Origin of the sequence: Sphingomonas sp. (assembly GCF_042095875.1) — a bacterium.
GTDB lineage: Bacteria > Pseudomonadota > Alphaproteobacteria > Sphingomonadales > Sphingomonadaceae > Sphingomonas.
This window is the reverse complement of the sequence record NZ_JBELMJ010000009.1, coordinates 59,325-80,677: the sequence shown is the minus strand read 5'-3', so window position 1 is coordinate 80,677 and position 21,353 is coordinate 59,325. Positions and strand designations below refer to the sequence as shown.

Below are 21,353 nucleotides of genomic sequence, written 5' to 3'. Positions count from 1 at the left end.
GACCCTTACCGCTCCACACCTTCCAGTCGCGGCCGATAGAGGCGGATCGTCCGCTCTGCCTCCGTCGCCACGCCTCTCTGCGAAGGGGTCAGCGCGGGACCGGCCTGCTCGATCATGGCCTCCAGCCTCTCGGCAGCATAAGCCGCGCCGCGCTCGCGTTCATCGGCGCGCTGGAGCGCATCCGCTAGGTCGAGCCGCTGCACCGATAGCGACACCACCCAGTCCGGCGGCGCAGTCTCAAACGCCTCCGCCAGTGCTGGCGCAGCGGCGGCGGCGTGCCCTTCCAGCACGAGCACGCCGTCGGGACCGACGTCCACCAAGTCCGGCTGCCCTTCCAGCGTGTCGATGACGTCGATCCAGCGACGGTGATCGCGCAGGATCGTGTCGGCCCTCGCCTGCGCCGCGACCGCAGCCACGCGCTGGGCCTCTGCCGCAGTCGCGGCCTCGGCGACGCGGCGTTCCTCGGCCGCCAGCGCCGCATCGCGTCTGTCGAGATCGGCGATGGCACGTTGATGCGCGGCGACACGGGCCTCGTGCATGGCGCGATCTTCCGCCAGTCGCGCATCGCGAGCGGTGGCGGCAGCCGCCTGCGCGCCGATCTTCTGCTGACGCCGGTCGAGATCGGCGGCGGCGCGCTGATGGTCGGCAACCCGCAGGTCGTGCGTGGCGCGCTCCTGTGCCAGCCTGGTCTCGCGCGCGATGACGTCGGCGGCGCTCTTCTCGATTGCGCGCTCGCGGTCGTGGAGCTGCCTGGCGATGGCCCTGACCCGGTCGAGCGCCGTGGCGAGGCTGCGCGCCATTGCGATCAGCGGCTGGGACCAGCCCTTCGCCTTGATCGCGCGGTCCTCGTCGTTCAGGCCGTTCGGGCCAATGGCAAAGCGCTCGCCTTTGAGCCGAAGATCCATTCCGGCCGCATCATCGGCAGCGCGCGCCAGCAGCGCCAGTTGCGCTTCGTCGAGGCGCCGATCGTCGTCGATACGCTGGCGCTGATCCGCGATGGCGGCGAGCTCGCGTTCGGCCGCGGCCACGGCGGCTTCGGCGTTCTGACGGCTCCGGGCTGCGGTGACCGCGTCCGCCGCAGCCTGATCGCGCGATGCGATCATGGCGACGCGGGCAGCATCGAGCTCAATGCTGTGACGCCCGGCGGCGTCACGCTCGGCAGCGGCGACGACGCGTAGGTCGGCCACCTCGCGCCGCTGCCGGGCGATGTCCGCCTCCTGCTCCTTGCGCAGCCGTGCGGCCTCGGCGAGTTCGACCGCGGCACGGCGATGCTCGTCTGCCAGGCGTTCCGCATCGGCGCGCGCCTCGACCGCGGCGGCTTCTTCTCGCTTCGCGTTGTCGTGGGCGGTCGCCATCTCGCGCTCCTGGACGACGAGCGCCGCCTCGCGCCGGGCGAAATCGGCGGCACTCGCAACGACCTCGGCCTGCGCGGCATCGGCGACGGCGCGGGCTTCGGCGGCGAGCGCGCGGTCGGCAGCAGCGACGGCGCGATCGGCCTCGGCCTCGCGCTGTTGCCGGGCCGACTTCGCGCGGTCGCGGCGCGTCTCTGCCTGATACTCCTGGGTCGTGAAGTGACGCGCGGGACGATCTGTGCCGTCCTGGCGCTTGCCGCGGCTGATGCGCGCGGCGGATACGACCACTCCGTTGTCTAGCACGAGGTCGCTGACCTCCTTCTGCCGCTCCCCGCGGACAAGCCCCAGATGCCTGACACAGGCGTTGTAATCGTCCTGCTCGTGCGACAGACGCGCCGCCGCGCCGCCGAGCAGGTCATTGTACGAGAATGTCCAGCGCAGCGGCATCGCCGCCACCTTCTCGTCATGGAGCCGGCGGCGCTCGGGATCGCGAGGCGGCCGGCCCCTGACGCCTGCCTTCTTCTCCACGGCTGCAAGAGCGACGGCCTGCAGGTGGGGCGTCTTCTCGTCCTCGTGCTTGATGACCGAGATCAACGCGCGGCCGAACCGACGCTCCATGAACGCGGTCGAAGACCGATACCAGTCCTCGACCTCCTGCGTCGTCGCCCGCTCGAAGAACTCGGGCGAGGCGCCCATGAACGCCTCCACCGCGATCACCTTGCCGTCGCGGATGGCCGCGGGCAGATCGAGGCCCAGTTCCACCGCGCGGCGTCGGGCGGCGACCGTAATGTCGGGATTGCCGTCCGCAAGCAGTTCCACGGGCGCCGGGCCGTCACGCTGGACATTCTCGCTGACGACGGCGCGCGTATTGTGGTTGCTGACGTGACGCAGGGTGGTCATGTCGCGGATCCGGCTGTACCGGACGATCGAGTATTGCTTCTTCTGGTCGGTGGCGTTGGTGTCGGACATCGTGGTTCACCTGGCGCTCGGCGGCGCAACTGGCCCAATTTTGATAAATGGGCGGAACTCACTCCGGGTAATTACTGCGTAATTACCCCCGTGAGCGATGGGGCTCCGCCCCCTCGACCCCCAAACAGCCCTCCGCTTCTCGCTTCGGGCCGTGGCTTTCCCGTCCGAGGGAAAGCCGCAGGGAAGAGGATGACGGGAAAAGCCGCGCCGCCGCCATGCGGACGGCGGCGCGGGTGCAGCGTATCAGCCGTGGCCGCCACCGGCCTTGTCCGCCTGATCGGCGTCGTCGCTGACGCCGAGCGGCATCTCGACCTGATCCTCTGTGGCGCGGCGGGCGTCGATGGCCGGCGCCTGCTCTTGCTCGTCAGCGACCGAATCCGCTACCGGCTCTTCTGCCAGAGCGGTGCTCGCGTCGTTGGCTACCTCGCTGACAAGGCGGTCGCCGTCGTCGTCAACGGTCGCGTGATCGGCGTCCGGCGCGGACGGCGTAATCGCCGCCGCGACCTTGTCCGGCGTGCCCGCCCTCAGCGCCTTGAACAGCGCGTCGCGCTCCTCCAGGCGGACAGTGAGCACGTCCGCCCGGCGCTTCGCGTCAGCCAGCGCCTCTTCGAGGTCCGCGACCTTGGCCAGCGCCGCGTCGCGCTGCGCTTCCGCGTCGGTCCAGTGATCGAGCAGGCCGTTGACCTCGGCCTGCGCGTCGTCCGCACGGCGCTCGGCGTCGGTGATGCGCAGCGTTGCCACGCGATCTAGATCACCGCCGACACTCCGCACCGCCCGCAGGAAGCTGCTCATGGCCTCGGCGGCGAAACGATCGACCGTTTCCCGGAACTCCGCCTGCACATGCGGCGGCACTTCCATGACCGGCGCGTGGTTCTCCGCCGCGCGACGCTGCTTCCAGTCGCGCACCTTCCTGTAGAACTCGCCGCTGGGCTCGATCTCGAGCGCCTTGGCGGCGTCGTAGGGGATCACTTCCGCGGGCGTGCACCCGCGCTCCTCGACCAGCTGGTCAAGCTTCTTGTCGAGGCCCGGCTGACGGACCCAATCACCGCTCTTCTTCATGTTACCGAACTCGCTGTCTGCGAGCCGGGCCATCCTTCGACACCTTCGATACCTGCGATATCGCAGGTATCGAAGGTTCATGATGGTGCGGATGGCATCCGGCTGCACATCGTCGTCAGCGCCTAGTCACCGTGCGGTGACCATGCGCGGTTAGATGATGACGGCGGCGGTTACTGACCCGCCCAGACCTGCGGCGGTCGGCTGAGATGCCGGAGAATGAGAGAGAACGGTGTCGCGATGACGCAGCCGGTCGCAACAGCACGGTCGCGCACCGCACGGACAAGATCCGACACGAGCAGCGCGAGCGCCAACGATGCGACGATAAGGAACCGGGCAACGCTCAACCAGTGTCGCCCGTCCCTCAGGATGCGGGCGACAGCGGCAAGCATTGTGCCGATCGCATGGATCACGGCATTGGTCATCGGCGCGCGTGCGTCGATATCCTGCACTGGGGATGCTGCCACGTGTTCCATACATGCATTATAGGCGGCTATGGGGTTTTCGCCAACGTGTCTGTTTGCACCTTACGTTGATCAAGCGGTCGGACGTTTCCGGCCGCACGCTACGACGCGGTCCCAGTCGACGGTCGTGTAATCGACGCGTTCCACCGCCTCCGACAGAATTTTCAGGCCGGCGCCACGAGCGTATTTCCTGCCGACGCTCACCGGAAATGAGTGACCGGTCAGCAGGTCGGAAATCTCCTCCTTGGTCTGCGGATCGTCCCGCAGCTTGCCTTTCAGTGAATGGCGGAACGAGTGATAAACATATTCAAGATCGGTGATGCCGGCGGCCCGGATTTCTGCCATCAGCTTGCGGGAGATGTTCTTCGCGCGGTCCCCATACTTCTCGTAGACGCGAAGGCCATCGAACAACCACTCGGCACCGGCCGCCCGTTGCCGCTCGACCAAGCGGAGGAACCCGGCCTCTACCGCGAGCCAGTGGACCGGGATGTTGCGGAGGCTGGTTCTCGTCTTGGCCCGCTTCGTGGTCTTGCCCTCGGCCTCTTCCTCGATGCGCTGGCGTTTCGGATCGCGCTCGATGGCAATATACCAGATGCCGTCTTCCTCTCGCACATTGGCCGGGCGCAGGTTGGCGAGCTCGCTGCAGCGGCAGCCGGTCAGCGGCGCCAGCAGCATGAACCAGAACAGCGCGCCATCGGGATCGACCGTCGCGTCCACCATCACCGGCCGCGAGAACAGCGTGCGCAACTGTTCACCGCTGAAGGGGAGGCGGTCGTCGTCGAACGTGTCTCCACGGTCGACCTTCACGCCGTCCGCCGGGTTGTGGTCGATCAGCGACATTTCGTTCTCGGCATGCGCCAGCGCCGTGCGAAGCGCCTGCAGGTTCTTTGCCGCCGTCTCGGGCGACACGATCCGCATCTTCTCCGCCGCCGCCAATGTCACCTGCTCGCGCAGCGGAAGCGACGACACGTCCTTCTTCGGCCGGTAGGGCAGCCGCTCCATGATGCGGCGGAAGTCGAGGACGGTGGCCTTCGTGATCGTCTCGACGGCCATGTCGCCGAACACCGAGATGAACCGGTCGATTGACGCCTGAAACTCGTCCTGCGTTTTGAGCGTCGCCTTCGTCTCCGCCCGCCACGCCTTGAACACCACGGAGAGCGGGGTGCCCACGGCCGAAACGGTTACAGGCACCGGTTGCTCAGCCGGCAGATGGGCGGCCATCGCTGTCATCATTGGCTGAAGCACGTTCTGAGCGCCCGTTGGCCAGTGCCCAAAACGGTGTTCAGCAAGGCGACGCAGGATGCGTTCGGCCACCGCCTCGAACAGCGGCCCCTTGGGCTTGAGCACGACGCCGGCCTCCAGTCCGACGATCTGCGTCTCGAACTCAGCGGCCTTCCAGTCTCGCGCCGACAGGTGGGCGCGCGCGACCTCGCGGAACGCGGCGCCCTTGAACAGCGGGTTGGTTTCGAACAGCTCGATGTTCATCGCAACGGCAACGCGATGCGCGAAGGTTGGGAACGCGCCCGTCGCGTCCGGCTGCTCTATTGGCCAGACATCGTCGTCCGGCTCGCCAAGCATGTCATCCTGCGCTTTGCTGGCGTAGCTCCCGCCCCAGTCCAGCCGTGCCCGGAAACCCATCATCTGCAGCATGGTGAAGCAGACGTGATCCAGGCCACGCGCGAGATCATAGTCCGCGGCGACATCGTGCGCTTTGACGTTCTTCCGAGCGAGCGCTTCAAATCCGTCCGAGACGATCTTGTCCGCCTGGTCGTCAATGGCGATCGCACCGGCGGCGTCCAGCGTCCTCATCAGCTCCTGCACCTCATGGAGCTTGCGGGCGTGCAGCGCGCGCGCTTCCACCATGTCGGCGGTGCCGAGCGTCTCCTTCCACTCGCGCTTGCCCACACGGTCACGATACCGCTCGGGCACGCCCATGCGGAACCAGTACATTCTAGACCGGGGATGACGCCACAAACCCGCCACGCGCAATCTCATCTTTGTGCCACCCTTTTGTATCACCGGGCGGCTGCTAAGTCGATGAAATGCGCCAGAGTGGCGGAAATCCGCGCTTCCTGAAGAAGCTGGTGACCCCTACGGGAATCGAACCCGTGCTTCAGCCGTGAAAGGGCCGCGTCCTAACCGCTAGACGAAGGGGCCGTGAGGCGAGGCGGCGCATTGCGGCAAAAGCGCTGAACGGTCAAGCCTCTTGTACGCCGCCCCTCGCTCAGTTCGCCCAGGCGGCGTCGTCGAGGTGCAATTCGGCCGCGGGGCGGCTGCCCCAATCATCGATCTTGGCGCGACCCGCCAGCCACAGCCGCCGCGTCGGCCCGGCGGCGAGCAGCGCTTGCCCTAGCGGCGTGTCGGCGGCGCGGAACGCCATCGCCTTGATGCTGCGTCCGTCTTCGCCCGCGACGATCGCGCGGACGTGGCCGTTGCCGACCACGTCGACCTTGATGGTGCGCACCGGCCCGACCGCGACGCGCGGCGACGGCCAGCCGGTGCCGTACGGCCCGCCCGCCTCCAGTGCCTGCACCAGGTCGGGCGTGACGCCGCCGGGCGCCAGCACGGTGTCGAGCAGCAGCGCGCGGTTCGCGGTCGCCTGCGCGACCGCCTCGGCGAGCCGCTCGTCGAGGAAGGCGGCGAGCGCGTCGATTCGGTCGGCGGCGACGGTCAGCCCCGCAGCCATTGCGTGGCCGCCACCGGCGACGAGCAGCCCGTGTTCCTTCGCCGCCAGGATCGCGGCGCCGAGGTCCACGCCGGTGATCGAGCGGCCCGATCCCTTGCCAACGCCGTGCTCGTCCACCGCGATGACGATCGCGGGCCGGCCGAGCTTCTCCTTCAACCGGCCCGCCACGATGCCGATCACGCCCGGGTGCCACCCCTGCCCCGCCACCACGACGACGCCGCGGTCGGCCACGATGCTCGTCTCCGCGCCCTCCTGCACGATCGCCTCGATCGCGCGGCGCTCCTCGTTCAACCGGTCGAGCTCGGCCGCGATCGCACGCGCCTCGCCCGCGTCCTGCGTGGTGAGCAACCGGACGCCCAGATCGGCGAGCCCGACGCGCCCGCCCGCGTTGATCCGTGGGCCGAGCGCGAAGCCGAGATCGGTCGCGGTCGGCGCTCGCGTCAGCCGCGACGCCTCGATCAGCGCGGCGATGCCGGGATTGCGGCGCCCCGCCATCACCTTCAGCCCCTGCGCGACGAACGCGCGGTTGAGCCCGCGCAGCTGCGCGACATCGGCGACGGTGCCGAGCGCGACGAGGTCGAGCAGGTCGAGCAGCCTGGGTTCGGCCCGGTCGGCGAAGTAACCGCGCGCCCTCAGCACCCGCACCGTGGCCGCCGCGAGCAGGAAGCAGACGCCGACCGCCGCGAGATGCCCGTGCGCAGCGCCGTCGGTCTCGTCAAGCCGGTTGGGGTTCACCACCGCGTGCGCGCGCGGCAGGTCGCTGGCGCATTTGTGATGGTCGACCACCAGCACGTCGACGGGCACGTCGGCCAGCGCCTCGAACGCCTGCGCGCCGCAGTCGACGGTGACGATCAGCGTCGCGCCCTCACCCGCCAGTAGGTGCATCGCGGCGGCGTTGGGGCCGTAACCTTCCTTCAGCCGATCGGGAATGTAGACGCGCGCGTCGCGGCCGAGCGCGCGCAGGAGCAGCACGAGGAGCGCCGACGAGGTCGCGCCGTCGACGTCGTAGTCGCCGAAGATCGCCACCGCCTCGCCGCGCTCCACCGCGTCGGCCAGCCGCGCGGCGCCCTTGTCCATGTCGCGGAAGATCGAGGGGTCGGGCATGAAGCCGCGGATCGACGGCGCGCGGTGATCGTCCAGCGCCTCGCGCGGGCAGCCGCGCGACAGCAGGATCTGCGTGACGAGATCGTCGGGAACGAACCCCGAGCGCTGGTCGTCGGCGAGCGCGCGCCACCGCCACGCCTGCCCGAGGATCGAGCGATCGATGTCCAGAACGTTCCGCATTAACGATACTTAGCCGATCGGCGACGCGCCGTCACGCGACCGCATCCTCACGCCTGCCGCAGGACCCAGGGATGCTCGCGGAACCACTTGGTGACGATGTACTTGACGCCGTCGACCACCGGCATGCCCTCGTGCAGGGTACGCGTGTTCGGGCGCCCGTCGGCTTCCATGTTGTTCCACGTCAGCAGCATGCCGCGGCGCGGCGACGCGCGCACGCCGCCCTGCGGGAACCAGGTCGCGCCGCCCTCCTCCACGTCGTTCAGGTAGATCATCGCGGTCCAGGTGCGCTGCCCGCCGCTCGCCTGCATCTGCGGCCAGTAGCTCTCGCCCTCGTGGAAGTAATCGTGGTGGGTGCGGAAATGCTGGCCCGGCGCGTAGCGCTGCCCCTGCATCGTCTCGCCGTGCGCGGGGTCGAGCCCGAGCGCGCCCGCGATTCGCTCGTCGATCGCGCGGATGTCGGGCGCGTTGCGGTCCATGTCGCAGCTCTCGCTGGTGCGGTTGGCGCCGTGCCCCGTGTCCGACAACAGGGTCGATGGCCGACGCCGCCGCTCGATCAGCGCGATCAGGTGATCGCACGCCTGGTCGTCGAGGAAGTCGAGGCAGCGATACGCCTGGATCGTCTCGCTCGGCAGCCGCGTCATCCGCGGATCGGCATCCAGCCGCGCGGCGACGCGCGCGCCGATCGCGGCGCGCGCGGGTGACGGATAACCGGGAGGAACGCTCGTGATCGCCATCCGTCCACCCTTGCAAGCCGAGACGGGCCAGGCAAGCCCGTCCGCGATCAGCCCGGCCGCGCGATCACCAGAACAGGTCGTGGACCACGTCGACGATCTCGCCCGTGTCGACGTCGACCAGGACCGCGTCGTTATAGTACCGCACCCAACGATACGGTCCGTAGGCATCGGGCAGGCGATAGGCGAACGGATCGTCGATCCAGTAGCTCTGCGCGAACAGCACGCTCGACAGCCGCGCGCCGACAGCGAAGCGGCGATAGCCGCTGTTCCAGCCGCTCGGCGCGTAGTAGCGCGGCAGGCGGAACGCGCCTCGGTTGCCGGTGCGGTAGCCCGCCCAATCGTAGCGGCGGTCCTGCCGCCAGCCGCGGTTCCACCCGCCACCGCCGCGCGCCCACTGCCGCGCGTCGTCGGAGCGCCAGTTCCAGTCGCGCCGGTCGTCGAAGTCGGAGCGGTCGTACCACGCCCGCTCGTCGCGGGCGCGCTGGTAGCGCCACGATGCCGCGTCGCGACCGCGCCATTCCCAGCGGCGCCGGTCTCCGGTCCGATCCGGGCGGGCGCTATCGGGGCCACGTTCGTCGCGGCCGGCGCGCGGGCGCCCGTCGCGGTCGGCGCGCGGCCGATCGGTGCCCGCGGGTCGATCGGGCCGCACCTGACCATCGTTACCGCGCCAGTCGGGTCGCTGACCGCGCTCACCCTGCGGGCGGTCGGGACCGCGGTCGCCGCGGTCGGAGCGCTGATCGCCGCGAGTTGGACGATCGGCGCGGTTCCATTCGCCGCGCTCCCGCGGCTCGGGTCGTTCGCGCCGCTGCCACGCGCCATTGTCGGCGGCGCGACTGCCCTGCTCGCGGCTCGGGCGCACCTCGCCGCGCTGCTGCGCCTCGATCCGCGCCTGCATGCGCGCGCGCATCGCGTCGCGCAGCCCGCCTTCCTGCGCCAACGCCACGCCCGGCAGCACACCCGCGACGGCGGCGAGCAGCCCGGCCATGAACGACTTTGTCTTACCCACCGCTGCCACCTCACGCTGTCGGCGCGCCGATCGCGCCGTTGAGGGGTATCGGCGTAGAAGGTCCGCGGCGAACCTTTGCTGAACCGCGCGGTCAGCCAGGTGAAAGCTTGGGCGTGCGCCGGGTCGATAACGGCGTCCCGGCTCAGCCGGCGACGCGCTCCACGATGATCGCGGGTGCCATGCCGCCCGCGGCGCACATGGTGACGAGGCCGTAGCGCTTCTCCTGCCGCTCCAGTTCGTCGACGATCGTCCCGATCAGGATCGCGCCGGTCGCACCGATCGGGTGGCCGAGCGCGATCGAGCCGCCGTTGACGTTGACCGTGTCGCGGTCGAGATCGAGGTCGCGGATGAACTTCTCCGCCACTACCGCGAACGCCTCGTTGATCTCCCACAGGTCGATGTCGTCCTTGCTCAGCCCGGCCTTTGCCAGCACCTTCTTCGCCGCGGGCACCGGCGCGTTGAGCATCAGCGTCGGATCGTCGCCGACGTTCGCCATCGCGACGATCCGCGCGCGCGGCTTCAATCCGTGCGCCTCGGCATAGTCCTTCGACGCCAGCAGCACCGCCGCCGCACCGTCGACCACGCCAGAGGAGTTGCCGGCGTGGTGGAAATGCCGGATGTCGAGATCGGGATAGCGGCGGTTGATCTGCTTGCGGAACGTGTCGCCGGCCGCGTTGTACGGCATGTCCGCCATCGCCGCGAACGAGGGTTTGAGCGCCGCCAGCCCTTCCGCGGTCGTCTGCGGTCGCGGGAACTCGTCGCGACCCAGCACCACGTTGCCGTCGTCGTCGGTCACCGGCACGACCGAGCGATCGAAGCGCCCCTCGTCCATCGCGACCTTGGCGCGCCGCTGCGACTCCAGCCCCAGCGCGTCGAGCGCTTCGCGGTCGATCCCCTCCATGCTCGCGATCGCGTCGCCGCACACGCCCTGGTGCGATTGCGGGTGGCTGAGGTCGAGCCGCCGGTTGCCCGACCCCATGCCGAGCATCGGCTTGCCCGCGTCCATGTCCTCCTGCCCCATCGCCGCGGTCAGGCTCATCATCTCGGTGCCGCCCGCGATGACCAAGTCTTCCATGCCGCTCATGATCTGTGCCGCGGCGAAGTTCACCGCGGTGATGCCACCGCCGCAGAAGCGGTCGAGCGTCGTGCCCGACGCCTTCACGTCGTACCCCGCGTCGAGCGCGGCCATGCGGCCCAGGTCGCCGCCCTGTGGCCCACGCTGCGTCGAGGTCGACCAGATGATGTCGTCTACTTGCCCCGTGTCGAGGTCGTTGCGGTCCTTGATCGCCTTCAAAGCGGTCGCGGCGAGGTGCTGCGGGTGCATGTGCGCGAGTGCGCCTTTTCCTTGCTTCCCGATGCCGCGCGGTGTGCGGACAGCGTCGATGATGTAAGCCTCGGCCATGCGATCCACTCTCCCGATCACCCGCGCACGGCCCTTTACCCGCGCGTCTTTCCGGCATAACCTTCGTTATGGTAGCTGACATGTCAAGCGTCGCGGATCGTCCGGCAGCCAGGCCCACGGGCGCGCGCGCGTCCGACCTGACTCCTGCCGCGTGGTTGGAGGCGGGGCAGTCGCTGCTGCGCCGCGGCGGCCTGCGCGCGCTCAAGCTGCGCCCGCTCGCCGAGGAGCTGCGCGTGTCGACCGGCAGCTTCTACCATCACTTCCGGGACTTCGACGATTATCAGGGGCAACTCGCGCGCTACTTCGCCGAGGATCAGGTGAGCGACCTGATCGACGCGCTGGAGCGTGCCACGCCTGATCCGATCGCGCGCATCCGCCTGCTCGGGCAGACGGTGCGCCGGCGCGGCTCGTCGCGGCTGGCGATCGCGATGCGCGCCTGGGCGGAGAGCGACCCGCGCGCGCGAGCCGCGGTCGAGCGGCACGACACGCTGATGCTCGATTTCCTGTCGCGCTGCCTGATCGCGGTCGGCTTCACGCGCGATGAGGCGGAGATCCGCGCCTACGGGCTCATCACGCTGGGCCTGAGCAAGGTATACGCGCCGCACCTCGACATGGTCTCGCTGTTCGACTCGCTGCTCGACATCATGGTGGCGAGGCCGGACTAGCCGTGCGTGCGCTGGTCGTCTCCGCGCTCTCGCCCGATTTGTCGGGCACCGCGCTGGCCGAGCTGCCCGCGCCCGAGCCGCGCGCGGGACAGGTGCTGATCCGCGTGCGGGCCGCCGCGCTCAACTACCCCGACCTGCTGATGACGCGCGGCGAGTATCAGCTGAAGCCGCCGACACCGTTCGTGCCAGGCATGGAGGTCGCGGGCGAAATCGTCTTGGGCGAGGGCTTCGCGCCCGGCGAAGCGGTCGTGGCGGGTACGCGGCTGGGCGGCTTCGCGGAGCTGGTCGCGGTCGACGCGGGGGCGGTCAGGCGCATGCCCGAGCGACTGACCTTCGCGCAGGCGGCCAGCATCGGCGCGACGTACCTGACCGCCTATGTCGCGCTGGTACGGCTCGCTCGGCTGGAGGCGGGCGAGTGGGTGCTCGTCCACGGCGCGACCGGCGGTGTCGGCTGGGCGACGGTCGACCTCGCCCGCGCGCTCGGCGCACGCGTGATCGCGACGGGACGCGACCTGGCCAAGCTCGACCTGCTCGCGCGCGAGCAGGCGGTCGAGGCGACGCTGACTGTGCCGGGCTTTCGCGAGCGGGTGAAGGAGATCACCGGCGGCGGCGCGGACGTGATCGTCGATCCCGTCGGCGGTGACGTGTTCGACGAATCGGTGCGCTGCGTCGCGTTCGGCGGTCGGTTGATGGTGGTCGGCTTCACCTCCGGCCGGATCGCGGAAGTGTCGACCAACATGCCGCTGATCAAGGGCTTCTCGGTCATCGGCGCGCGCGCGGGCGAGTACGGCCGGCGCTTTCCCGAGCGCGGCCGCGAGAATGTGGAAGCGATCTGGCGGCTGGCGGCGGAGGGCCGGATCAAGCCGCGGGTCGACCGAGAAGTGCCGCTCGACCGGTGGCGCGACGCGTTCGGGGCGATGCGCGACAGCCGGGTGGTCGGTAAGCTGGTGCTGGTACCGTGAGCTAGTTGAAGAAGGCGCGATCCCGCCGAACGAGCGGGCCGCGGGTTAAGGAGAGGAAGCAGATGCCCGGATACGATTACGTCATCATCGGCGGCGGCTCGGCCGGCTGCACGCTCGCCGCGCGGTTGAGCGAAGACCCGGCGGCGAGCGTCTGCCTGCTGGAGGCGGGCGGCGCGAACAAGGAGCTGCTGGTGCGGATGCCCGCGGGGGTCGGCAACCTGATCAAGGAGAAGGGCAAGCACAATTGGGGCTTCTGGACCGAGCCGGAGCCGCACCTGAACAATCGCCGGCTGTGGTGGCCGCGCGGGCGCGGGCTGGGCGGATCGTCGGCGATCAACGGCATGATCTACATGCGCGGGCACCAGCGCGACTACGACGACTGGCGGCAGATGGGGCTGACCGGCTGGGGGTGGGACGACGTGCTGCCCTATTTCCGCCGGCTGGAGGGGCATCATCGCGGGCCGAGCGACGGGCTGCACGGCCACGACGGTCCGCTACACGTCTCGGCGGGTGAGAGCGACAGCCCGTTCCACGACGCGCTGATCGAGGCCGGGCGGCAGGCGGGCTACCCGGTCACCGACGATTTCAACGGCGCCGAACAGGAAGGCTTCGGCCGCTACGACCTGACGATCAGCGACGGGCAGCGCTGGTCCGCCGCCGCCGCCTATCTGCGCCCGGCGCTCGCCCGCCCCAACCTGACCGTTTTCACCGGCGCGCGCACCTCGCGCATCGTGGTCGAGCGCGGACGCGCGGTGGCGGTCGAGTATCTGCGCGGGGGGGAGCAGGCGCGGGTCGAGGTGCTGGGCGAAGCGTTGCTCGCCGCCGGCGCGGTGCAGTCGCCGCACATCCTGCAACTGTCGGGCATCGGTGACGCGGCGGCGCTGCGCGAGGTGGGCGTCAAACCGGTCCACGACCTGCCCGGCGTCGGCGCCAACATGCAGGATCACCTGGACGTCATCATGAACTGGACCACCAAGGGGCTGGTCACCGGCTATTCGGCGACGCGCGGCCTCTCGATGCTCAAGACGGGCATCAACTACATGCTGCGCGGGCAAGGATTGGGGCGGCAGCAGTTCCTTGAATCGGGCGCGTTCCTGCGCTCGCGCGAGGGGCTGGAGCGGCCCGACGTCCAGATCCACGGCGTGCTCGCGATCATGCGCGACCACGGGCGGACGCAGGTGAAGCAGGACGGCTTCTCGCTCCATCTGTGCCAGTTGCGCCCGGAAAGCCGCGGACGGATCACCCTCGCCTCGCCCGACCCCACCGCCGATCCCATCATCTACGCCAATTACCTATCCACCCACGAGGACCGCCGCGTCATGCGCGCGTGCGTGCACATCGGGCGCGACGTGGCGAGCCAGCACGCGCTCGATCCCTACCGCGCCGACGAGATCTTCCCGGGCGCGCAGGTGCGCAGCGACGAGCAGATCGACGCCTGGGTCCGCGCCACCGCCGAGACGATCTACCATCCGGTCGGCACGTGCAAGATGGGCGCGGACGGAGATCCGATGGCGGTGGTCGACGGCGAGTTGCGCGTGCGCGGGATCGATCAGCTGCGTGTGATCGACGCGTCGGTGATGCCGACGTTGGTCGGATCGAACACCAACGCGCCGACGATCATGATCGCGGAGAAGGCGTCCGACATGATCCGCCGCCGCGAGACCGCGCTGGCGGCGTAGCGGGCGCCCCGGCCGACCTCAGCGGCCGGGGCGCGGTTGCTCGCAGATCGCGTGCAGCCGCGACACCAGCTCGTCGCGCGTGAAGGGTTTGCGGATCACGCGCTCGTCCGGCACGTCGCGGATCGCGTCCAGGTCGGCGTAACCGGTGACAAACAGGACCGGCAGGCCGGGCCGCTGCCGCTGCGCGAGGACGCGGAACTGCGCGCCGTTCATGCGCGGCATCGCGAAGTCGGCGACCACCGCGTCGACGTGGTCGAGCTGTTCCAGCGCATCGAGCGCGCCCTGCCCGTCGGCGGCCTCGATCACGCGGCAGCCCGCCTCGCGCAGCGTGTCGGCGGTGACGCTGCGCACCGCGTCCTCGTCGTCGAGCACCAGGATCGTGCGCCCGGCGACATCGGGGGGCGCGACGACCTGCTCGGCCGTCGGCGCCGTCACCGCCGTGCCGCGCGGCAGGAACACGCTGACCGTCGTGCCGCGGCCCGGCGCGGTGTCGATCCGCACCCCGCCGCCCGACTGCTTGGCGAAGCCGAACACCTGCGCGAGGCCCAGCCCCGATCCCTTGCCGATCTCCTTGGTGGTGAAGAACGGCTCGAACGCGCGCGCCAGCACCTCGTCGCTCATGCCCGTGCCGGTGTCCGATACCGACACGGCGACGTAGTCACCCGCGGGCGGTTCCTCCTGACGCTCGGGTGCTTGGCGCGACACGTTGGCGGTCGCGACCGTCAGCGTGCCGCCATCCGGCATCGCGTCGCGCGCGTTGATCGCCAGGTTGAGGATGATCAGCTCGGTCTGGGTCGGGTCAACCAGCGCGGGCCACAGCCCGTCCGCCAGCGTCGTTTCCACCGCGATCGCGCGACCCAGCGTGCTCTGCATCAGCGCCCCCATGCCCGACACCAGGCAGTTCAAGTCGACCGTCCGGGTTTCCAGATGCTGGCGCCGCGAGAAAGCGAGTAACTGCGCGGTCAGCGTCGCGCCGCGCTGCGCGGCGGTACGGACGTGATCGAGCCGTGTCAGCGTGCGCTCATCGAGCCCGGCACGCTGCGCGGTTCGCGCGATCACGTCGACGTTGCCGAGCACGACGGTCAGCAGGTTGTTGAAATCGTGCGCGACACCCGAGGTCAGCTGGCCGATCGCCTCCAGCCGCTGCATTTGGTGCAGCGTTTCCTCGACGCGCTCGCGCTCGCCGATCTGCTCGCGTAGCTCGGCCGTCCGCTCGGCTATGCGCGCTTCGAGCGCGGCGCCGGCGAGATGCGCGTCGGTCACGTCGACCGCGCAGCCGACGTGGCCGAGAAACACGTCGCCGACCAGATGCGGTCGCACCTCCGCGTGGATCCAACGCGGCTCGCCCGCGGCGGTGCGGACCAGAAAGTCGCGGCCGAGCGACCTGCGCTGCTCGAGGAACGCGGGTCGCGCGGCGTTGAAGGCGTCGAGGTCCGCCTCGCACAGGACGGCGGGCCAGCCCTCGCGCAGCATGCGCTCGGGCGCGACGCCGAGCATCGTCTCGAACCCACGGTTGGCGAACACCGTTTGCCCGTGCTCGTCCGACATCCACACCAGCGCGGGAAGACTGTCTGAAAGCGCACGGAAGCGCCGCTCGCTCTCGCGCAGCTTCTCGCCCGCCGCCTTGCGCCGCGTCACGTCGATCAGGCTGCCGAGCGCGCGGGTGCACTCGTTCGCGGCGTTGAAGAACGCGCGGCCCTTGGACGTCAGCCAGCGTATCTCCCCCGTACCCGGCCGGACAATGCGATACTCGACGTCGTAGTTCGCGCGGCGCTCCGGATCGGTCGTCGCCTCCAGCGCGGCGCGCACCATGTTTCGGTCGTCCGGGTGGATGCAGTTGTAGAAATCCTCGATCGTCACCGGCCGGTCGAGCGGCAGGCCGAAGATCGCCTTGGCGCGCGTCGAGCAGCTGAGCAGCCGCGCGGGCACGTCGGCGTCCCAGGTGCCGATCTCTGCCGCCTCGGTCGCCAGTTCCAGCGACTCGCGGCTCGCGACCAGTGCCTCTTCGGCGCGGTAGCGCTCGGTCACGTCGATGCCCTCGACGAACACGCCGGTCACCGTGCCCGCGGCGTCCTTGATCGGTTGATAGACGAAGTCGAGCAGCCGCTCGCTCGTTCCCTGCCCATCGTCGCCCGCCAGCCGCAACGTCCGGTTCTGCCCGAAGAACGGCGTGCCCGTCGTCACCACGGTGTCGAGCAGGTCGAGGAAACCCTGCTCGACCGCCTCTGGCACCGATTCCGCCAGCGTGCGACCGACGACCTCGCGACCACCGAGCAGGCGGCGGTAGGAGGCGTTGGCGAGCTCGAAGCGGTGCCCGGGCTCGCGCAGCACTGCCATGAAGCTCGGCGCGGCGTCGAACATCTCGGCCAGCCGCGCGCGATCCTCCGCCACCGCGCGCGCCGCGCGCACCCGCTCGGTCGTCTCCGACACGATGCACAGTACGCCGCCGACCCGCCCGTCGCTCAAGGGTACCGCGGAGTAGGAGATGTCGAAGAACACCTCCTCGCCGTAGCCGTGGCGTTCGATGTAAAAGGGCCGATCCTTGGCGGCATAGGTCTCGCCGGTGGTGCGCACGTGGTCGAGCAGCGGCCTCAGGTCGTCCCACAGCTCGCTCCACGCCTCGCACGCCGGGCGACCGAGCGCGGCCGGATGCTTGTCGCCGATCGTGGGGGCGTAGGCGTCGTTGTAGAAGGCGACGTAATCCTCGCCCCAGAACAGCACGATCTCCGCCGCGGCAGGCAGCAGCAGCGCGACCGCGTTGACCAGCTCGACCGGCCAGCCATGGATCGGCCCGACCGGCGACTGGCGCCAATCGTGCGCGCGGATGCGCTCACCCATGTCGGAGCCGGCGAACAGGGCAGTCGGTGGGCGAACCTCGTTCATCGTGCCGACAGGATTTAACGGAGGGCATGACGCGCGCAAGTTGGCATTTGCCGGGTCGAGCGCCTAACACCCGGCCCCATGAGCGAACGTTTCCGGTCGATCCACCATCACCGCATGCTGCGCGTCGCGGCGGCGACCCCGCGCGCCACGGTCGGCGACGCCGCCGCCAATGCCGACGCGACGATCGCACTCGCGCGGGAGGCGCACGACCGCGCGGTCGATCTGGTGGTCTTTCCCGAGTTGAACCTCACCTCCTACGCGATCGACGACCTGCACTTGCAAGCGGCGATGCAGGCAGCGACGCTCGCCGCGATCGAGGCGGTACGCGCCGCCAGCATCGACCTGCGCCCCGTCCTGCTGGTCGGTGCCGCGATCGAGCGGAACAATCGGCTGTACAATTGCGCGGTCGCGATCGCGCGCGGGCGCGTGCTGGGCCTGGTGCCCAAGACGTTCCTGCCCAACTACCGCGAATATTACGAGAAACGCTGGTTCGCGAGCGGCATGGGGTTGACCGGGCTCGACCTCTCGATCGGCGGCGAGCGCGTGCCGTTCGGCACCGACCTGATCTTCGCCGCCGACGACCTGCCGCAATTCGTGTTCCACGCCGAGATCTGCGAGGATTACTGGGCGCCCACCCCGCCCTCCACGGGTGGCGCGCTCGCCGGCGCGCTGGTGTGCTGCAACCTGTCGGCATCGAACGTCGTCATCGGCAAGTCGCGCGAGCGGATGATGCTGTCGGCGTCGCAGTCGGCGCGCGCGATCTGCGCCTACGTCTACTCCGCCGCCGGTCCGGGGGAGAGCACCACCGACCTCGCCTGGGACGGCCAGGGCAGCGTGCACGAACTGGGCGAGCTGCTCGCCTCGTCGAGCCGCTTCGCGCGCGCGCCCGAACTGCTCGTCGCCGACGTGGACTGCGAGCGGTTGATCCAGGAACGGTTGCGCAACGGCACCTTCAACGATGCGGCCCGCGCGCTCGATCATCCAGAGTACGGCACGCGGCGCGTCGCGTTCGCGCACCAGCCCGACTATTCCGACGTCGGCCTGCACCGCGAACTCCGTCGTTTCCCCTTCGTACCCAACACGCCCGACAAGCTCGACGAGGATTGTTTCGAGGCATTCAACATCCAGGTCGAGGGGATCGCCAAACGCTTGCAGGCGGTCGGCGCCGAGCGGCTGGTGATTGGCGTGTCGGGCGGGCTCGATTCGACCCACGCGCTGATCGTCGCGGCCAAGGCGCTCGATCGGCTCGGCCGTCCGCGCTCCGAAATAATCGGGATCACCATGCCCGGCTTCGCGACGAGCGAGGGGACGAAGGGCAACGCCTGGGCGCTGATGCGCGCGCTGGGGTGCACCGCGGAGGAGATCGACATTCGCCCCGCTGCGACGCGGATGCTCGCCGACATGGGTCACCCGTTCGGCCGCGGCGAGCCGGTCTACGACGTGACGTTCGAGAACGTTCAGGCGGGGCTGCGCACCGATTACCTGTTCCGCATCGCCAACCAGCGCGGCGGATTGGTGGTCGGCACCGGCGACCTGTCCGAGCTCGCGCTCGGCTGGTGCACCTACGGCGTCGGCGACCAGATGAGCCATTACGCGGTCAACGCGGGCGTGCCCAAGACGCTGATCCAGTTCCTGATCCGCTGGGCGATCGACACCGACCAGTATGACGCGGAAACCGACCGCGTGCTCGCCGCGATCCTGGGCACCGAGATCTCGCCCGAACTGGTCCCGGGCGAGCAGTTGCAGAGCACCGAATCGAAGATCGGACCGTACGCGCTCAACGACTTCTTCGCGCATTACGTGATCCGCCACGGACTCGCGCCGTCCAAGATCGCGTTCCTCGCCTGGCACGCGTGGCGCGACGCGGACGCGGGTCAGTGGCCGATCGGCTATCCCGAGGAGTCCAAGACCGCCTACGACCTGGACACGGTCAAGCTGTGGCTCGAGCGGTTCCTGTTCCGCTTCTTCCAGATCAGCCAGTTCAAGCGCTCGGCAATCCCGAACGGGCCGAAGGTGTCGTCGGGCGGCGCGCTGTCGCCGCGCGGCGACTGGCGGGCGCCGTCGGACGGCACCGCCAAGGTGTGGCTCGACGAACTGGCGGCGAACGGGCCGTAGCGCGCTGGCACTTCGATGAACCTCCGCGCCTCCTGCCCGTTGCGGCAGAAACGGCGGAGAACGGCGATGGACGAGACGGGAACGACACGGCGCACGGTGCTGGGCGGCGCGGCCGCGGCGGCTGGCATGGTGCTGGGCAGCGGCGCGGCGGATGCGCAGGGTGGCACCGGCGGCACGCCGGCGCAGGGCAATCCGCCCGCCGGATTGCAGGACCCGCGGACCAAATACACCAGCGAGCCCTTTCCCGAGCAGCGCCAGCCGTGGCCCGCGCTGCAGAGCAAGATGACGCCGCGCCCCGACTGCGGCGAGACCTCGTACAAGGGCTCGGGCAAGCTCACCGGTCGCAGAGCGCTGGTGACGGGCGGCGACAGCGGCATCGGGCGTGCCGCCGCGATCGCCTTCGCGCGCGAGGGCGCGGACGTCGCGATCAACTATTACCCGACCGAGGAACCCGACGCGCAGGAGGTGGCGCAGCTGATCCGCGCCGCCGGTCGCAAGGCGGTGCTGTTGCCCGCCGACATCCGAGCCCGCGACAATTGCGAGAGGATCGTGGCGGGTGCAATCAAACAACTCGGCGGGCTTGATATCCTCGTCAACAACGCCGCATACCAGCAGAGTAAGGAGAGCATCCTCGAAATCAGCGACGAGCAGATGGTGCGGACGTTCGAGACCAATTACTTCGCGATGTTCCGCATCAGCAAGGCCGCGGTGCCGTCGATGCCGCCGGGTTCGGTGATCATCAACACCGGCTCGGTCAACAGCTACGATCCGGGCGAGGAGTTGCTCGACTACGCCTCCACCAAGGGCGCGATCCTGATCTTCACCAAGGGTCTGGGCAAGCAGCTGGCCAAGCGCGGCATTCGCGTCAACATGGTAGCGCCGGGCCCGTTCTGGACGCCGTTGCAGGTCGCGGGCGGGCAGTTGCCGGGCACCATGAAGGAGTTCGGCCAGGACACGCCGCTCGGCCGCGCGGGCCAGCCCGCCGAGCTGGCGGCGCATTACGTCCTGCTCGCGTCGGGCGAGTCGAGCTACACCACCGGTGCCGCGGTCGGCGGGAACGGCGGCAAGGGCAACCCGTAAGCAGTCAGCGGCCGAGGATGCGGCGATAGAGCGCCAGATACTCCTCGGCCATCCGCTCCACGCTAAACCGCTCCACGACGGTGCGGCGACACGCGGCGCGGTCGATCGCGTCCACGCGGTCGACCGCGTCGATCGCCTCGTCCGTGCTGTCGACCAGGAAACCGTTGACGCCGTGCTCGATCAGTTCGGGCATTGATCCGCGCCGCATCGCGATCACCGGCGTCCCGCACGCCATCGCCTCGATCACCGAGAGACCGAACGGCTCGTCGAAGTTGATGAGGTGGAGCAGCGCGCGGGCGTTCCCCAGCGCCCGCACCCTCGCCTCGCCGCCGACCGCGCCGTGGTAGCGGACGGCCGTGCCGTCCACGTGCGGCGCGACGTCGCGGTCGAAGTAACCCTGGTCCTGTACGATGCCGTAGAGGTCGAGCGCGCGCCCGCTCGCGCGTGCCGCCGCGATCGCCTCCGCCGCGCCCTTGTCAGGATGCATGCGGCCGAAGAACAGCAGGTCGTCGCTGCCCGCCGCGTCGAACGCGAAGTCGCCGACCGGGATACCGTGGTGGATCGTCGCGGCGTAGCGCAGCCGCACGTGCCGGTCGGCGTCGCTGATCGCGACGTAATGGACGTGATCCTGGAACGGCTCGTACATCGGCAGGATGCGGTCGGAGCCGAAGCCATGGATCGTCGTCACGACGGGCGTCTTCACCAGGGCCGCGAAGGCGTGCGCGGGGAAGTCGGCCTGATTGTGGATGATGTCGAACTCATCCGCGCGCGCGAACACGTGCGAGAGGTGGCGATACTCCCACACCTTGGCATCGACGCTCGGGTCCTCGTTGTAGGAGGCGGGCGCGACGCCGTCGAGCTTCGCCGCGGTCACGCTGTCGAGCGTCGCGAACAGCGTCACGTCGACGCCGAGCGCGACCAGCGCCTCGGTCAGCAGCGAGGTGACGAGCTCCCACGGACCGTAGTGGCGCGGCGGCGTGCGCCACGCGATCGGCGCTAGCATCGCGACGCGGATG

The 21,353-nt window shown here is 69.6% G+C and carries 15 protein-coding genes and 1 tRNA gene; 5 read left to right on the top strand and 11 right to left on the bottom strand.

Annotated elements, in window-relative coordinates; translation table 11 throughout:
• Window positions 1–5: 5 nt before the first annotated feature.
• The 9 genes from ACFDS6_RS05430 to ACFDS6_RS05390 form a co-directional block, all read right to left on the bottom strand.
• Entirely contained in the window at window positions 6–2,321 is a 2,316-nt protein-coding gene (locus ACFDS6_RS05430) for a plasmid recombination protein (RefSeq protein ID WP_375271095.1), read from the bottom strand.
• A 243-nt stretch (window positions 2,322–2,564) separates the two neighbouring features.
• Window positions 2,565–3,413, bottom strand: coding sequence for a hypothetical protein (locus ACFDS6_RS05425; RefSeq protein WP_375271094.1), 849 nt, complete (start codon window positions 3,411–3,413; stop codon window positions 2,565–2,567).
• Between the two features lie 137 nt (window positions 3,414–3,550).
• Window positions 3,551–3,829 carry a hypothetical protein gene (locus ACFDS6_RS05420; RefSeq protein WP_375271093.1) on the bottom strand — a complete coding sequence of 93 codons (279 nt, stop codon included), beginning with the start codon at window positions 3,827–3,829 and terminating at the stop codon, window positions 3,551–3,553.
• A gap of 84 nt (window positions 3,830–3,913) precedes the next feature.
• Window positions 3,914–5,836 (bottom strand): DUF6538 domain-containing protein, encoded by a 1,923-nt coding sequence (locus tag ACFDS6_RS05415; protein WP_375271092.1) that lies wholly within the window; start codon window positions 5,834–5,836, stop codon window positions 3,914–3,916.
• An 87-nt stretch (window positions 5,837–5,923) separates the two neighbouring features.
• Window positions 5,924–5,998 (bottom strand) — tRNA-Glu (locus ACFDS6_RS05410).
• Between the two features lie 67 nt (window positions 5,999–6,065).
• Window positions 6,066–7,811: a single-stranded-DNA-specific exonuclease RecJ gene (gene recJ / locus ACFDS6_RS05405; protein ID WP_375271091.1), complete on the bottom strand. Its 1,746-nt coding sequence runs from the start codon at window positions 7,809–7,811 to the stop codon at window positions 6,066–6,068.
• A gap of 47 nt (window positions 7,812–7,858) precedes the next feature.
• The gene (locus ACFDS6_RS05400; protein WP_375271090.1) at window positions 7,859–8,545 is read right to left on the bottom strand and encodes a 2OG-Fe(II) oxygenase; all 687 of its coding nucleotides are present in this window, start codon (window positions 8,543–8,545) and stop codon (window positions 7,859–7,861) included.
• Window positions 8,546–8,609: 64 nt separating this feature from the next.
• Entirely contained in the window at window positions 8,610–9,551 is a 942-nt protein-coding gene (locus ACFDS6_RS05395; protein WP_375271089.1) for an RcnB family protein, read from the bottom strand.
• Between the two features lie 142 nt (window positions 9,552–9,693).
• Window positions 9,694–10,953, bottom strand: a complete 1,260-nt coding sequence (locus tag ACFDS6_RS05390) for an acetyl-CoA C-acetyltransferase (protein ID WP_375271088.1) — start codon at window positions 10,951–10,953, stop codon at window positions 9,694–9,696.
• A gap of 80 nt (window positions 10,954–11,033) precedes the next feature.
• Here ACFDS6_RS05390 and ACFDS6_RS05385 point away from each other — a divergent pair, with 80 nt between their 5' ends.
• The 3 genes from ACFDS6_RS05385 (at window position 11,034) to ACFDS6_RS05375 (ending at window position 14,259) form a co-directional block, all read left to right on the top strand.
• The gene (locus tag ACFDS6_RS05385; RefSeq protein WP_375271087.1) at window positions 11,034–11,618 is read left to right on the top strand and encodes a TetR/AcrR family transcriptional regulator; all 585 of its coding nucleotides are present in this window, start codon (window positions 11,034–11,036) and stop codon (window positions 11,616–11,618) included.
• Window positions 11,619–11,620: 2 nt separating this feature from the next.
• Window positions 11,621–12,580 carry an NADPH:quinone oxidoreductase family protein gene (locus tag ACFDS6_RS05380; RefSeq protein ID WP_375271086.1) on the top strand — a complete coding sequence of 320 codons (960 nt, stop codon included), beginning with the start codon at window positions 11,621–11,623 and terminating at the stop codon, window positions 12,578–12,580.
• Window positions 12,581–12,642: 62 nt separating this feature from the next.
• The gene (locus ACFDS6_RS05375) at window positions 12,643–14,259 is read left to right on the top strand and encodes a choline dehydrogenase (RefSeq protein WP_375271085.1); all 1,617 of its coding nucleotides are present in this window, start codon (window positions 12,643–12,645) and stop codon (window positions 14,257–14,259) included.
• Between the two features lie 18 nt (window positions 14,260–14,277).
• Here ACFDS6_RS05375 and ACFDS6_RS05370 read toward each other — a convergent pair whose 3' ends face one another.
• A complete protein-coding gene (locus ACFDS6_RS05370) occupies window positions 14,278–17,142 on the bottom strand; it encodes a PAS domain S-box protein (protein WP_375271084.1) in 2,865 nt (954 codons plus the stop codon).
• A gap of 78 nt (window positions 17,143–17,220) precedes the next feature.
• Between ACFDS6_RS05370 and ACFDS6_RS05365 the strand changes: the two genes are divergently transcribed.
• Both ACFDS6_RS05365 and ACFDS6_RS05360 read left to right on the top strand, forming a co-directional pair.
• On the top strand, window positions 17,221–19,257 hold the full coding sequence (locus tag ACFDS6_RS05365; protein WP_375271083.1) for an NAD(+) synthase: 2,037 nt from the start codon (window positions 17,221–17,223) through the stop codon (window positions 19,255–19,257).
• Window positions 19,258–19,323: 66 nt separating this feature from the next.
• Window positions 19,324–20,337 carry an SDR family oxidoreductase gene (locus ACFDS6_RS05360; protein ID WP_375271082.1) on the top strand — a complete coding sequence of 338 codons (1,014 nt, stop codon included), beginning with the start codon at window positions 19,324–19,326 and terminating at the stop codon, window positions 20,335–20,337.
• Between the two features lie 4 nt (window positions 20,338–20,341).
• On the opposite strand, the gene ACFDS6_RS05355 is transcribed toward ACFDS6_RS05360, so the two are convergent.
• Window positions 20,342–21,352: a glycosyltransferase family 4 protein gene (locus ACFDS6_RS05355; protein ID WP_375271108.1), complete on the bottom strand. Its 1,011-nt coding sequence runs from the start codon at window positions 21,350–21,352 to the stop codon at window positions 20,342–20,344.
• Between the last annotated feature and the right edge of the window lies 1 nt (window position 21,353).